The sequence below is a fragment of the Streptomyces sp. NPDC048637 genome (assembly GCF_040650675.1).
GTDB lineage: Bacteria > Actinomycetota > Actinomycetes > Streptomycetales > Streptomycetaceae > Streptomyces.
In genome coordinates, this window is sequence record NZ_JBEZHQ010000009.1 from 48,081 (window position 1) to 62,012 (window position 13,932).

7 protein-coding genes and 2 pseudogenes are annotated in these 13,932 nt (G+C 70.2%); 7 read left to right on the forward strand and 2 right to left on the reverse strand.

The genetic code is table 11. The features are described 5' to 3' along the window. Positions 1 to 436 precede the first annotated feature (436 nt). The 4 genes from AB0C46_RS14515 (at position 437) to AB0C46_RS14530 (ending at position 10,469) form a co-directional block, all read left to right on the forward strand. Complete coding sequence (locus AB0C46_RS14515) at positions 437 to 1,801, forward strand: NDP-hexose 2,3-dehydratase family protein (protein ID WP_362828147.1); 1,365 nt, start codon at positions 437 to 439, stop codon at positions 1,799 to 1,801. Between the two features lie 896 nt (positions 1,802 to 2,697). After that, positions 2,698 to 5,478, forward strand: a complete 2,781-nt coding sequence (locus AB0C46_RS14520) for an AAA family ATPase (protein WP_362828148.1) — start codon at positions 2,698 to 2,700, stop codon at positions 5,476 to 5,478. Positions 5,479 to 5,973: 495 nt separating this feature from the next. Then, complete coding sequence (locus AB0C46_RS14525) at positions 5,974 to 6,705, forward strand: LuxR C-terminal-related transcriptional regulator (RefSeq protein ID WP_362828149.1); 732 nt, start codon at positions 5,974 to 5,976, stop codon at positions 6,703 to 6,705. An 884-nt stretch (positions 6,706 to 7,589) separates the two neighbouring features. After that, positions 7,590 to 10,469 carry an AAA family ATPase gene (locus AB0C46_RS14530; RefSeq protein ID WP_362828150.1) on the forward strand — a complete coding sequence of 960 codons (2,880 nt, stop codon included), beginning with the start codon at positions 7,590 to 7,592 and terminating at the stop codon, positions 10,467 to 10,469. Between the two features lie 272 nt (positions 10,470 to 10,741). On the opposite strand, the pseudogene AB0C46_RS14535 reads toward AB0C46_RS14530, so the two are convergent. Continuing rightward, positions 10,742 to 11,029 (reverse strand): annotated as a pseudogene (locus tag AB0C46_RS14535) (4'-phosphopantetheinyl transferase); the annotation flags it as partial. A gap of 296 nt (positions 11,030 to 11,325) precedes the next feature. On the opposite strand from AB0C46_RS14535, the pseudogene AB0C46_RS14540 reads away from it, so the two are divergent. Next, a pseudogene (locus AB0C46_RS14540) lies at positions 11,326 to 11,448 on the forward strand (alpha/beta hydrolase); the annotation flags it as partial. On the opposite strand, the gene AB0C46_RS14545 reads toward AB0C46_RS14540, so the two are convergent. Next, complete coding sequence (locus AB0C46_RS14545; protein WP_362828151.1) at positions 11,394 to 12,020, reverse strand: DUF6193 family natural product biosynthesis protein; 627 nt, start codon at positions 12,018 to 12,020, stop codon at positions 11,394 to 11,396. The pseudogene AB0C46_RS14540 and the gene AB0C46_RS14545 overlap by 55 nt on opposite strands. A 246-nt stretch (positions 12,021 to 12,266) precedes the next feature. Between AB0C46_RS14545 and AB0C46_RS14550 the strand changes: the two genes are divergently transcribed. Together AB0C46_RS14550 and AB0C46_RS14555 are read left to right on the forward strand one after the other, a co-directional pair. Further along, on the forward strand, positions 12,267 to 12,812 hold the full coding sequence (locus AB0C46_RS14550; protein WP_362828152.1) for a YcaO-like family protein: 546 nt from the start codon (positions 12,267 to 12,269) through the stop codon (positions 12,810 to 12,812). Continuing rightward, positions 12,805 to 13,926 (forward strand): GNAT family N-acetyltransferase, encoded by a 1,122-nt coding sequence (locus AB0C46_RS14555; RefSeq protein ID WP_362828153.1) that lies wholly within the window; start codon positions 12,805 to 12,807, stop codon positions 13,924 to 13,926. The genes AB0C46_RS14550 and AB0C46_RS14555 overlap by 8 nt, the downstream gene beginning before the upstream one ends. The last annotated feature ends 6 nt before the right edge of the window (positions 13,927 to 13,932 follow it).

Consider the following 13,932-nt stretch of genomic DNA (forward strand, 5'->3'; position numbering starts at 1 on the left):
CTCACCGTTCCACAGCGTCGGGCACGGAAAGGACCGACGAAGGCCACCACTAGGGGAACTCCTAGGCGTGGCGATGAGCCTTCCGCACCGTCCTGAGCAGGGCTTCCCTCTCGGGGCGCCGCTCGTCCGGAGCGCTCGACGCCTGGCCCGGACGCGTCGCTGGTTCCCCTGGCGCCGGCTCCCTAGGGTCATTTCGGACCCTGATCCACCGGACAGGCCTTAGGTGTGTTGTGCCGGCACGTTGGTGACGGGCGACATGCCTAGCCGCTCGGCCGTCGGCGGGCAAGGCGCAGAGACTAGGTGAATGCCAGAACTCCCCGGTGCAGGCTGCGAAGGGAGATGTCGGCCGACCGGTGCCGTACACACATCAGCGTGGAGGTGCGCAGCAATGCATATGGACAGCGCAGCGGTGCCGTTGCACACATCCGGTTCCGCAGTGTCTTCCGGGCGGGCCGGGGCACTGCCCTCGCGGCTGGCTGTCTCCGCCCTGGCCACCGAAGGCGGGGTGATGAGCAATGACGCGTTCCACGCATGGTTCGAGGAGCGGCAGCGCACCCACGCGCTCCAGGTCAGCCGCATACCCTTCGAGGAGCTGCAGGGGTGGAACTTCGCTCCGGGAAACGGAAATCTGCGGCACGACAGCGGGCGGTTCTTCTCCATCGAGGGCATCCGGGTCCGCTCCGACTACGGGCCGGTGGGCGCATGGTGCCAGCCGATCATCCATCAGCCGGAGATCGGTGTGCTCGGAATCGCGGTCCGCGAGATCGACGGAGTGCTGCACTGTCTGATGCAGGCCAAGCCGGAGCCGGGGAACATCAACGGGGTGCAGCTCTCCCCCACGGTGCAGGCCACCAAGAGCAACTACACCCGGGTGCACGGCGGTTCCCCCGTTCCGTACATGGACTGCTTCATCGACGCCGATCCGGGCCGTGTGCTGGCCGATGTGCTCCAGTCCGAGCAGGGCTCGTGGTTCTTCCGGAAGCGCAACCGCAACATGGTGGTCGAGGTGGGCCCCGAGGTCGAGGCGGGCGAGGATTTCTGCTGGCTCACTCTGGGCCAGCTCGGCGCGCTGCTGCACCACCCCGATCTGGTCAACATGGATGCCCGTACGGTGCTTTCCTGCATCCCTGACTGGCGGGCGGGCTCGGCGACGGCCAACGCCGGTCTGCACTCCGATACGGAGATCCGCAGCTGGATCACGACGCGGCGGGCCCGGCACGAGATCACCACCGAGCCACTGCCCCTGCGAGAGACGGAGGGCTGGCGCCGCTCGGAGAAGGCGATCTCGCATGAGAGTGGGCTCTTCTTCAGTGTCGTCGCCGTGGATGTCAGCTCGCACCGGCGTGAGGTTCCTGCCTGGTCACAGCCGCTGCTCGAACCGCATGGTCTGGGGATCGCCGCGCTGCTGGTGAAGCGGATCCGCGGTGTGCCGCACGCCCTGCTGAGCGCACGGGTCGAGCCGGGGTTTCTCGATGTGGTGGAACTCGGGCCCACCGTGCAGTGCACTCCGGAGAGCTACGCCCAGCTTCCCGCCGAGGACCGTCCCCGGTATCTCGATGTCGTGCTGGACCGCCGTCCGGAGCGGACGCTGTTCGATGCTGTGCTGTCGGAGGAGGGCGGCCGGTTCCGTCACGCCCGGAGCCGCTACCTGATCATCGAGGTGGGCGACGAGTTCCCGACCGGGACACCCGCGGGCTTCCGTTGGGTGACGCTCTGTCAGATCAATGAACTTCTGAAGTACAGCCACCATCTGAATGTGCAGGCCAGGACCCTGGTCGCGGGGATGAGGACGCTGCCGTAGCCGGGCGGGGAACGGCGCTCCGAGGTGTGGCCCGGAGCGCCGGCCTCGTCCGAGCAACTGCACCGGCACGCCCTGGCCCGGCCACACGCCGAGGGGCCGGCTCCCCCTGCCTGGCCCCGGTGTCGGGCCGGCGCGCCGGGTGCCCGTGACCGGCGCCGCCTCGGCGACGCTCTGTGTACCCGAGGGCGCCGGCCAGTGACGAAGTCTCAGATCTTCCGCAAGATTCTCGCGCCGCACCCGATATTGCGTGCGAAACACCGGTCACATCATGGCGGCCCGGCAGCCTCGAAGTCGAATTCCTCGCTGTCCTCACCGTGCGCTCCATGGTGCCGAGGCCACTCGGAGCCGATGCCGCGCCGAGCCCGAGTCCTCCCGCGAAAGTTTTCCTGACGGACGCCGCTCGCAGGCAAATTTGTTTCCCCGGGACCTCTACCGCCGAGTACTTCCGGACGGCCCTGCGTCGCGAGGGCCACTGTTGCTTTTCACCGGCGCCCCGTTTCCTACCCCTGAGAGGGCTTCCCGGAACGATGTGGCAACCTTGACATGGCGCATGACGAAATGCCCGGGACCCGAGCTTCTGTTGGAAGGTGAGCGCCGAAAGAAATCACAACAGAAGCAAACTGGCTGCCATACACGCCGTGCGCTCCGCATGAGCGGCAGAAACCCGGCAGGCTTCCTTGACCGCGCCGCCGGCCGGATTCTTGCAATTCCTGCCCCTCCTCCAGCGCCCTCGCGGCGACATGTCCGTTCGGTAGGCGCCCTGTGCTCTGCGCGCCCATGGTGGTGCGGTCGGGAAGCCCGTTGGGTACCGCTTCCCCTGCTGCCCGCACCGCGTGCAGCACCCTTCGCGCCGACCGCTACGACACCATCTCGCGGTCTGAAGGGATCTGAACCTGATGTTGCTGGACCGCGAGGCTGAACTCGTCCTGACCGCCAACGCCCTGAGGAGCAGACGAGGGGCCCTGGTGCTGGTCACCGGTCCATTGGGGGTCGGCAAATCAGCCCTGCTCGACGGCATCGGCGAACTCGGCGCGGCACAGGGATCCCAGCACCTGCGGGTGAGCGCGGCTCCGATGGAGCGGGACTTCTCCTTCGGGGTGGCCCGCCAGCTCCTGGAACCGGTGCTGCGGCACGCCTCACCGGAGGAGAGGGCGCGGTGGGAACCGGGGGCCGTCCGTCGCGCTCGGCGCGCGTTCGACGCCGGCCGGCCCGACGGGGCAGAACCGGAAGCCCTGGACGGTCTCACCGCACTCATCGAGAACATGGCCCGTGACCAGCCCGTTCTCATGCTCGTCGACGAACTGCAGTGGGCGGACTCGGCGACCCTCCGGTGGCTGCGGCACCTGGGAGAGCGGCTGTCCGACCTGCCGGTCGTGCTCGTGTGCGCCGTCCGCGAGGGCGACACCCTGACCGGCCATCCTGCCGTCCAGGGCGTCATCGGGCACGCCACGCACGTCCTGCGCCCGGGGAACCTCCCCCTGCATGACTCCCGCGAGATGATCTGGCGGTTCTACGGAGAAGCGGTGGACGCGGAATTCGCGCGGGCCTGCCACCGCGCCACCGGCGGCAATCCCCTGCTCCTCAGCTGCCTTCTGGAAGATGCCGCCCCCCGGAGCCTCCAGCCCACCGCGGGCCACGCGGAAACCGTCGCCGCACTCCGCCCGGCCGCGCTGGAGCATCGGCTGCTGCAGCGCCTGGACGCTCAATCGGAGCAGGTCAGGAGGACCGCCCGAGCCGTGGCCGTGGTCGGCGACGACACCAACCCCGAGTTGCTGGGCAGGCTCGCCGACCTGGACACCGCGGGGCGGGACCATGCCCTGCGGCACCTGACGGACCTCGGCCTGACGACCGGCATGCAGTACCCCCGGTTCGTACACTCCCTCGTGCGGGAGTCGGTGGTGGAGGGCATCCCACTCACGGAACGGACCGCCATGCATGAGCTGGCGGCCGAGTTGCTGCACCGGGCCGGCCGGCCGCCCGAGCAGGTGGCGAGGCACCTGATGGCGCTCACGGCGCCGACGTTCCCCTGGGCCACCGGGGTGCTGCGCTCGGCAGCCTTCACCGCGCAGCGCAGGGGTGCCCCCGAGGTCGCCGCACGCTATCTGCGACGGGCTCTGCTGGACAGCCTGCCGGACAGTGACCGGGCGGAACTGCTGGTCGACCTGGCCACATCGGAGCGGAGTTTCGCCCCGTATGCGTCCGTACGGCACATCACCCAGGCCGCTTTGCTGTGCGACGGACCGCGACAGCGCGCCCAGGCCGTGGTCCGGCTGGCGCCCAGCTGCTACTCCTCGACGCTGCTGCCGGTGCACGAGCTGCTGCGGGAGACGGCGGACGCGCTGGGCCCCGCGCACCTGCTGCAGGGTCCGGACCGGGAGCTGGCGCTGCGCCTGGAGGCTCGCATCCGGCAGGCGGCCCTGCCCGATCCGCAGCAATTGGCCGATTCGACGGCCCGCCTCGCCGCTCTGGGCCCCGAACCGAGGACCGGCACCGTGGCCGAGCGGGAGTTGCTCGCCCCGCTGCTCGGCGCCGCGACGTTCTCCAACGCGCTGCCTGCCCATGAGGTGGCGCAGCAGGCGAACCGCGTCCTGGCGCACGAGCCGGCCTTGCCCTCGCATGTGCACACCACATTGCCTCTGGTGGTGGCATGCCTCGTGGCCGCGGACTCGGTCGAGACACTGCGTTCCTGGCTCGATGCGGCCCAGCAGAACGCGGTGGGTCGGCAGTCCCGCGTGGAAGAGGCGATGATCGGCAGCGAGCAGGCGCTCGTCTCGCTGGCCCGTGGCCGTCTGACGCAGGCCAAAGGGGAGGCGCTCGCGGCCTTCGAGCTGGCCGGGGCGAAGCACGAGGAGGTCTTCTCCTTGTCATCGATGACCCTGGCCTCGTGCGCGATCCTGACCGGGGACGACCAGCTCACCGATCGGCTGCTCGCCGTCAAGTACCGGGCGGAGGAGGACCCGTACGTGTGGTCGGGGCTGTCCATGCTGAAGGGGCAGAGCGCGGCGCGGAAGGGCGATCTGGAAGCGGCCCTGGACTACTTCCTCGGCGCCGGGCGCCGTCTTGAACAGTGCGGATGGCTCAATCCGGCGCTGCTCCCCTGGGCCTCGGCCGCCGCGTTTCTCCACCTCTACCTCGGTGAGCGCAAGCCGGCCGTCGAACTGAGTGCACTGGAGGTGGAACGGGCCCGTGCCTGGGGTGCACCGGGTCCGCTCGGCCGGGCGCTGCGTGTGCACAGCCATATGCTCGAAGGCCCGGACAGCACCGAAGTCCTGCTGGAGGCCGTGGAGGTGCTGTGGCACTCCGCCAACCGCTTCGAGCGGTGCCAGGCCCTGCTGGATCTCGGCCGGCGCGTCGGCCCGGCCGACGCCCGTGGCCGGGCGGCGCTGCGCGATGCCCGTGAGGAAGCCGCCGCGTGTGACGTCCCCTGGCTGGCCCGCCGCGTGGAGGAGTCGCTTGCCGGGGCGCCCCCGGACCCCGAGGCCACGCGCGCTCAACTGACCCCCGCAGAACGGAAAGTGGCCGAACTGGCCGTCTCGGGACTGACGAACCAGTTGATCGCCGGCCAGTTGAACATCACATGCCGGGCCGTGGAAAAGCATCTGACAAGTTGCTACCGAAAGACGTCAATTCCAGGACGGGCGCACCTCGCCGCGGCATTGCGAGAACTCGACCGGTAGTGCGGCTCCCCTGCACACGGCTGTGTCCTGCTGACCCGCACGCCCTCCTCTTTGCAGCCGACGCCGCTTGGCGGATACCTGCCCCACTCAACAATCTCACCATGACAAAGAGTCATTACTACCGCACCGTATTGACACCGAACCACCGCACCGAAACACCACAGTGTTTTGCGATATGCCACATCTCGCGTTGACTCACGGGATTCGGGATTCTTACGCTCGGAGCAACGGAATACCAAGCAATGAAAGGCACTTCGCTCCACAGACCGAAGGAGCGGGGACGACCAATGCCTCCTTCGACGGCCGGGTTTCCCGGTACGTCGACCGAGAAAGACGGTAGCTCCCTTGACATCCCAGCACGACGCCGTCCCGATCCCTCTGGCGGCAGCCCCCCACACCCCAACCCCCCACGCCCCGACCCCCCACCCCTCACGTGCGTCCGAGCAACCCGCCCCCGGGGAAAGGCGGCGCCCGCTCCAGCACCCACAAGCCTGTATGGCGAGCCTCGATGCCTCACTGGCGATCGTGGCCGCCGACGCTGACTTCTTCCACCTGTTCGGCCAGGACTCCACAGAAGCCTGTGGCCGTAGCCTCTACTCCCTTCTGCACCCCAGCGCACCGGGTCTGCTCAACCGGCACTTCGCCCGTCTGGCTGAGGGACACCGTCCACGGTTCGTGGAACGGATGGTGGGGATCCGCGGCGAAACGGTGCCGTTCTCGGGGGAACTCACCGGCATCGCAGTGCGGAGCGTGCCGGCGCAGGAACCGTCCTTCGTCGTGGTCGTCCGGCCCGACGACGAGTCGGCGTCGCTCACCGGCGAGGACGATGCGTCGGCCAGGCGCAAGCAGTTGCTCACCGAACTCGACGCGCAGATCCTCACCGGCGTGGCCAGTGGCGCCTCGACGGTGCAACTGGCCGCCCGGCTCTACCTGAGCAGGCAGGGCGTGGAATACCACGTCGGCCTGATGCTGCGCAGACTCAAGGCGCCCAATCGCGCTGCGCTGGTCGCCCGGGCGCATTCCATGGGGATGCTCACCATCGGCAGTTGGCCGCCCAGGGTCCTGCCCGAGTTCGTGAAGGACACCGACAACCGGCGCAGGCGCAGCCGCAGCCGGGCGGACACTCCCGACAGCACCCGGCGGCCGCCCTCCCCGCGCCACGGACACCGTTCGGCCCGCCCCGGCACACAAACCGCACCGGGGACGGCGAACTCCCGGGCTTCATAGGGATTCAGTACGGACCGACACGGCGATGGGGCGTCCCGGACGGGGCGCCCCATCTCTGTACGCCGGCCACTCCCGCATCGTTCCGCCGAGGCCTCTCGGCCCCGCACCGGGGCCGCCGTCCCTCGTCCCCATCGAGGAACGGCCCCTGGAGTGTAGGGAATTCCTCAGCTTCCTGCGGTCAGGATGGAGATGCCGTCAGCGTGCTGCTCCGGGCCATGGGTCCCGCGTCCCCGAGAGTCACGCTGCACGACGGCGAGGCCGGCACCGCGCGCGTCCGGCCTGTAGCGCACCGGCTCCGCGAGGCACTCCCCCCTTCCTCGCGGAGCCGGTGTTGCGTGGTACGGCGGTGGATGAGTCCGGGCACCGGCACATCGCCCTTTCCTCCCTGGCCTGCTGAGGCCACATCAGCTCTCCGGATCCCGGTAGCGGCCGGCGCGGACCGTCACTCCGGCACTCCCGTACCGGTGTTGGTCCCGGGTGAAGTTCCCGGACCGGTGGCGAGGTTGGTGCCGCATCGAACGGACACCCTGGCCACCGAGCCTGGCCACCGAACCGGTCCGCCGCAGAGACAGCCCGCCGGCCGGCGAGGGCGCCCCCCGATGAGACATCTTCACCGGGGAATCTGCTTCCCGGGCACCCCCGGAGTCTCCCATTCCCCTCAGTAGGGAGAGACTGGAGAAAACATCCCTACAAGGACGGGGCAAAGGAAGTGGTCATGGACAGGCGACAGCCCCGCGTACCCGAGCGTCGCCGCGTACCACGCGGGGTCTGCGCGGGGACGGACCGGCCGTCGACCGGCGGCCGCCCGCACGCTGCGTCCTTGCTCACGGCGGGCTGCCCGGCATGACCGTGCCGGGTGCAGGTGCGGACAGAGGAGACTCCCGATGACCGACGGGATGCCCACCGACGCGTTCGAATGCCAGCGGGACCGGTTGACACTCGTCAATCGCGAGGAGGAGATGTCCTCCCTCTCCGCTCTCGTGCAGGACGCCCGCGCCGGTTCAGGCGGCATCGCGCTGCTGGAGGGCGTCGTCGGCATCGGTAAGAGTGTGCTGCTGCACAGGCTGGTTTCCGCTCCTGCCGTCGAGGGTCTTCGGGTGCTGGAGGCGCGCTGTGACGCTCTGGCGCACGACGTCCCGTTCGGAGTCGTGCGCCAGCTCTTCGAACCACTGCTGGCCACCCTCGACGAACCGCAGCTCGACCGGCTGCTGACCGGAAGTGCCCGGACGGCCGCGCAGGCGCTCAGCGGTGTGACGCTCCCGTGCAGCGCCGTGCTCGCCACCGAGGACATGTCGTACGCCGTACTGCACGGGCTGTACTGGTTCACCTGCAATCTGGCGGCGGATTCTCCGCTCGTCATCGTGGTCGATGATGCGCACTGTGCCGATATGGCCTCGCTGCGCTTCCTGACCCACCTCGCCCGACGGATCGAGGGCCTTCCCGTGCTGCTCGTCCTGTCCCGGCGCACCGGCGACGAGGCGACGGACGCCGGGCTCCTCAGCGACATCGCAGAACAGCCGCTGTGCCGGGTACTGCGGCCCGGTCCGCTGACCGGCGACGGGATCGGCCACCTCGTACAGACCGTCTTCGGCCATGAGGCGGACGACGCGTTCCACGACGCCTGCTCGGCGATCACCGGCGGCAATCCGCTGCTCGTCCACTCCCTGCTGACCGTGCTGCGGCTCGGCGGTCACCTGCCGACCGTCGACGGTCTGCAGTACATCACCGCGAACGACGGTGCGTTCTTCCACGGGGCGGTCCGGTCCATGCTGCAGAGACAGCCGGAGTCCGCATCGGCGGCGGCCCGCGCCCTGGCGGTCATGGGCGACGACGCCCCGCCGGACGTGTGTGCACGGCTGGCCGAACTGGACGACGCGACCCACAGTGCCGCCATGCGGGCACTGCAGTCCAACGGTCTGGTCTCGGAGGCCGACGACGGCCGGACGTGGTCCTTCAACCACGGCCTGATCAGGGAAGTGATCGTGGCGGACATGCCACCCGAGCGGCTCGCGGAGGCGCACCAGCGCGCTGCCCGTCTGATGCTGGACGCGGGGGCGCGCGCCGAGCAGGTGGCCGGCCACCTGCTGATGACCCCCCTGCCGGCCACCGGGGACTGGGCGGTCACCGTGCTGCGGGAGGCCGCCCGGGAGGCCTCGTTCCGTGGGGACCCGGCGCTGGCGGTGCAACTGCTGCGGCACTGTCTTCCCGAGGAGGGGGAAACGCCCGCGGACCCGTCCGTACTCGTGGAACTGGGCCTGGCCGAGGCCGGCGTGGACCCGCAGGCGAGTGTCCGGCATCTGCAGGCGTCCATGGAGCATGTGCACGAACCGCCCCTGCGCTTTCGGCTGCTGAACTCCCTGGCCGGCGGTCTGATCCGCAGTGGGCAGTCGCTCAAGGCGGTGCGGCTGCTCACTGAGCAGGGACCGACGGTCCGCGACCCCGATCTGCAGCTTCTTCTGGAGGGCCAGCGGCTCATGGCTTCGGCCGAGGGTCTGCAGAGCTTCGCCGTGACCTTGCCGGAGTACCCATTCGACATCGATCTGCCCGGTGACACACCCGGTGAGCGGGCGCTGATCGCCGCACGTGCCGGCCTCAGCTCGGTTCGTGCGGACCGGGCACCGGAGTCGGCCGCCGCGGCGCGCAAGATGCTGGAGCGCAGCGTGCCCGGCATCGACCCGCCGTTCTTCCAGACCACGGCGGCGACGGCGCTGCTGTACGCGGGAAAGACGGACGAGGCGGACACCGCATTTCAGCGAGTCATCGACGCCACCCGGCAGAGCCGGCGCCTGCTGCTGTACGGACTGTGCCTGGCGCTGCAGGCCGAGACACGCTACCGCCTGGGGGCGCTGTCCGAGTCGCTGGCGGCCACCCGGTCGTCGCTGAACGTGGTGCCGCCCAGCCTGTGGGGCCGCAGCCTGGCGCTGCCCCTCGCGACGCAGATCCACGCGTTGATCGATTCCGGTGACCTCGACGCCGCCGATGCCGCGGCTGCGCAGGCCTTCCCGTCGACGAGCCCGGACACCTGGCAGTGGAACGAGTTCCTGTGCGCGAGGGGGCGGCTGCGGCTCGCCCGTCAGGACCCGGAGGCGGCACTGACGGACCTCCTGGAGTCCGGCAAACGGCAGCATCAGTGGACCCGGACGAGCCCTGCTGTGTCGTCCTGGTGGGTCTGGGCCGGCCGTGCCCACCTCGCCCTGGGAGCCGTCGCGCCGGCCCGGGAGCTCGCGGAGGAGGCGGTGGAACGGGCCCGCGAGGGAAATCTGACCGATGCGCTGGGCACCGGCCTGCGGCTCCTCGCGGCGACGGAGGGCACCTCCGGGAAGCTGGGCGTCCTGGAGGAAGCGCTGTCCGTCCTGCAGAACTCGCCGGCGCGGCTCGAACGGGCCCGAGTGCTGGTCGACCACGGCTCTGCGCTCCATGCGCGCGGACACACGGAGGCGGCACGGGAGGTGCTCCGCCAGGGGCTCGATCTGGCGTACTCGCTCGGTGCCGTCCCGCTGCGTACCCAGGCCAATGAGGCACTGCTGGCCACCGGTGCCCGTCCCCGCCGGGTCACCTCGAGCGGCGTGGAGTCGCTCACCCCGAGCGAGCGCCAGGTGGCACGCATGGCCGCGGCCGGCGACACCAACCGGGAGATCGCCGAGGAACTGTTCGTGACCCAGCGCACCGTCGAGCAGCATCTGACGTCCGTGTACCGCAAGCTCCGGGCGTCCGGGCGCCGGGACCTCGGCTCGTTCTTCGACACCGGCCGGGCGGCGAGGTGACGTCCTGGCCGTAGGGCGGGTACGCGCGGTCCCGTCCTGGCATCAGCAGTCTCGCGACGCCCGGTCCTCGGGAACCACACCTTGTGTACGGACTCCTCGGCGCAGAACAGAATCCGGTCCCAGGACAACGGCGTGGTACCGCAAGGGTTTCGGGACAGTCCGGCGCGCTCCCCGGGCAGCGTCACGGCCTCCAGGATCCCGTCCGGCAGCGGCATCGCGGGCTCGGCATCGGCGCCCCCGGCAAGCGCCTCCGCGGACGGTGCGACGACGGCGGCGGCGTACCCCTCGCAGTGGGTGAGGGCGCCGACCAGCCCGGCCGGCCACTGCGGTTCCCCGTGTGGCCCCGGCAGGATCGGAACGGGCGGCGAGCCGAGTGCGGCCATCGCCCGGCGGGCACACCAGCGGCCTGCCGCGAACTCCCGTTTGCGCTCGCCGACCGCGCGCGGGACAACGGGCTCCTCCTGGCGCAGGAACGCCCCGTCCGGCAGTTCGCCGGACAGCTCCGCCACGGAGACCGTCTCCGGCTGTAAGTCGTCGATCATCACGGTGTCTCCTGTCATGGCACCTGTGGGGCGCACCTCGCCGGGCGCCGGCGCGGAGCAGTGCCGAATGGTGCAGCGGGAGTTGAGACTAGGCCGTCATCGCGGGCAGCACCACCGAGGCGGGCGGCCGCGCCTCAAGTACCGGGAAACGACCAGACTTTGCGGGTGGTTGCCCGGTCGTGCACTCCCGTGGGCGGGCGGATGCACCGGCCTCGGCTGCCGTCGGATCATGCACGGGACGGCACTCCCCGGAGGCGGGGCCCGGGTGACATCCGTGGTTTTGGTCCGCTGACCGATGCGGGTAGCGGACCACTCCCCTCCGAGGTACGCGGCCTCCGCCGGCAGCCATGGACAAGAGGTTCGGCGGCCGCTTCTACTGGAACTACTTCAACCGCCCCGGTGTCGCCGACGCCGGGTTCACGAGGGACGTCCGCACCACGGCAGCCGCGGGCCCGGGCCCGTCCGTGAGTTGAGCGGCGGCCAGGGCGACAGCTTCTTCGGCGGTATCGGCGTAGTCGGGCTCGGTGGAAGTGCCCGGATGGTGGACCCGGAACCGTCCATCGTGCAACGGGGTGACGGCTGCCCGCACAACGTACGGATACTCGGGGCAGCTGCTGAGGCACACGGTGAAGTGGCTGGTGAAAGGGTGGAGCTGTCTCAGGCACGGATCTGCGCGGGCCGCCTCCAGGAGGGGGACGATGCCCGGGTACGGCTTTCCCGGCGTGCGGGCCTCATGACGTTCACGCTGCCGCTGCCAGGACCGCACCAACAGTTGCCACCTCGCCTCGACCGCTTCGGTAGGCCCCTCGCTGTGAGCAGTTGCCAGATCGGCATTGTCGGACGGTGGCGGCAAGAACTTCTGCCCCGGCTGGGGGGAATCGTCGATGTTCACCATGACAGTCTGGCCTGGCGCTGTCGTCAGGGGAGAGGTTCGGCCGGCGCGGCACGATCCTGATCCCGCCGAGGTGTCAGTACACCGTCGACCGCGACACCCCGAAGAGGTCGGCATCAGATCAATGCCGAAGGCCCGCCCCCCCAGCTGGGCCTCGCAGCCACCCCGACACTTACTTGGACGGCTCGGGCCGCTGCCATCGTCCGACGCCGCACGAACGACGGCAAGGAGGCGCTATGGGACCGGAGTTCACCAGAGCGGGGCTTTCACGCGGCAGGTGCCGGGGCAGCAGCGCCGCAGCCGACTGAGCACCCGTCGGGGCGGCCCGGCGGGCGGAGCTCCTCGCGATCGCCCAGGTCGCGGGTGACCGCGAGGCCCGGTCACGCGACCAGGCGCAGCCAGGCCGCCGCGAGTGTGGCGTGCCCGGCCGGCGTCGGGTGCACGCCGTCCGCGGCCCAGTACTCCGGCCCGGTCGTCGCGGTGTGGGGAGCCTCACTGTCGCGCCGGTACGCCCTCACCCGCGCCGTGAGCGAACTCGTACAGCTCCACAGCACGATGGACCTGCGCGAGCAGTACGCACACCTGCTGCCCGAGCAGCGCGACGACACCGGTCCGTACCCCAAGCTGCACGCCTGCTACCTGTCGGACTTCACCGCCGCCCTGCCTTCGGCCGAACTCAGGGCGTACGAGGACACGGTGGCTCCGGACACGCCCCGGGGCCACCTCGACCGGCTCCTCGCCGTCCTGCGGAGCCATGGCTTGGCCGTCTACCGGCGTGACCACTACGTCACCGCGGACCTCGCCGTCGTCAACGTGCTTGTGCCGGGACTGGAGCGGTTCATGCTCGTCACCGACGGGCAGGTCGTCGTACCCGGCGGCCGCGGGATGGCGGCCCTCGGCCATGGCTGAAGCGCTGTGGCGCCCGCTCGCCCTCACCGACGCACCCCTGGTGGCGGCGCTGCTCGCCGGATGCGAAGCGGCCGACGGGATCGGAGTAGCCGTCCGGGGCGCGGAAGGCGTCCGCGAGGACCTGAGTGCCCCGGGCATCGACCTGAACGGCGGCACCACATCTGTCTGGTCCGGCGGCGAGCCGGCGGCCTACGCGACCACGCGAATCCGGGAACACGCCGAACCTGCCCACCAGCTGACCCTCGACATCGCGGTACACCCCGCGCACCGCACTCCGTCCATGATCCGCCAGCTCCTCGACTGGTGCCAGAACACCGGTGCCCGACGCCACCGCGAGCTGTACGACGGCACCCCGTTGGAGCTTCACGTCCGTACCCACCACGGCCAGGCCTGGCTCGCCGAGGCATTGGACACCGCGGGGTACCGGCGCGAGCGCAGTTACTGGGGCATGCGGCTGGATCTGGACAGCCACCGGCTCATCGGTGCACCGGCGATGCCGACCGGCACCGAGATCGTGCCGTTCGACGACGCATTCGACGCGAAGTTGCTGGCGGCCCGCAACGCGATCTTCGCCGACAACTGGGGCAGCGCTCCGATGACGGCGCGGACGTGGCGCCACTCGATCACCGCAAGCCCTTACTTCAGGCCTGAGTCCTCGTTCCTCCTCCTCTCGGAGCGCAACCAGGAGATCCTCTGCTATTTGCTGTGCACCGAGCTGGTGGACACCTGCACCGATCGCGAGCTCTACCTCGCCAACGCCGGTACGCAGCCCGCCCTGCACGGCAAGGGCCTCTACCGCGCCGTCTTCACCCACACCCTCGCCCGGGCGAAGGCTCAGGGCTACCGATGGGCCGTCCTGGACGTCGACGCAACGAACCCCATGGCGGCCGGAGGCTTCTACGAGCGCAGGGGGCTGCGGAGGTTCCGGACCTGGACCACGCACGTCCTGACCTGCACGCCGCCATCGCGGCTGCCCTCCCCGGAAGGTGGCCGGGGAGCGCCCGGCGCGGAGAGACACGGGGCGGGAGACCCGGCCTCGGCGCGACGTGGGCGGCGCCCGGTGACGCCGACTTCATCAGGCAAGTCCGTTGTCGGATATTGCGGCGTCGGCTGATTCGAA

Bases quoted from the DNA above. Each gene is read 5' to 3' on its own strand.
- AB0C46_RS14555 (WP_362828153.1), top strand. From the start codon at position 12,805: ATGGCTGAAGCGCTGTGGCGCCCGCTCGCCCTCACCGACGCACCCCTG.
- AB0C46_RS14525 (WP_362828149.1), top strand. From the start codon at position 5,974: ATGGCGAGCCTCGATGCCTCACTGGCGATCGTGGCCGCCGACGCTGAC.
- AB0C46_RS14520 (WP_362828148.1), top strand. From the start codon at position 2,698: ATGTTGCTGGACCGCGAGGCTGAACTCGTCCTGACCGCCAACGCCCTG.
- AB0C46_RS14545 (WP_362828151.1), bottom strand. From the start codon at position 12,020: ATGCCGACCTCTTCGGGGTGTCGCGGTCGACGGTGTACTGACACCTCG.
- AB0C46_RS14530 (WP_362828150.1), top strand. From the start codon at position 7,590: ATGACCGACGGGATGCCCACCGACGCGTTCGAATGCCAGCGGGACCGG.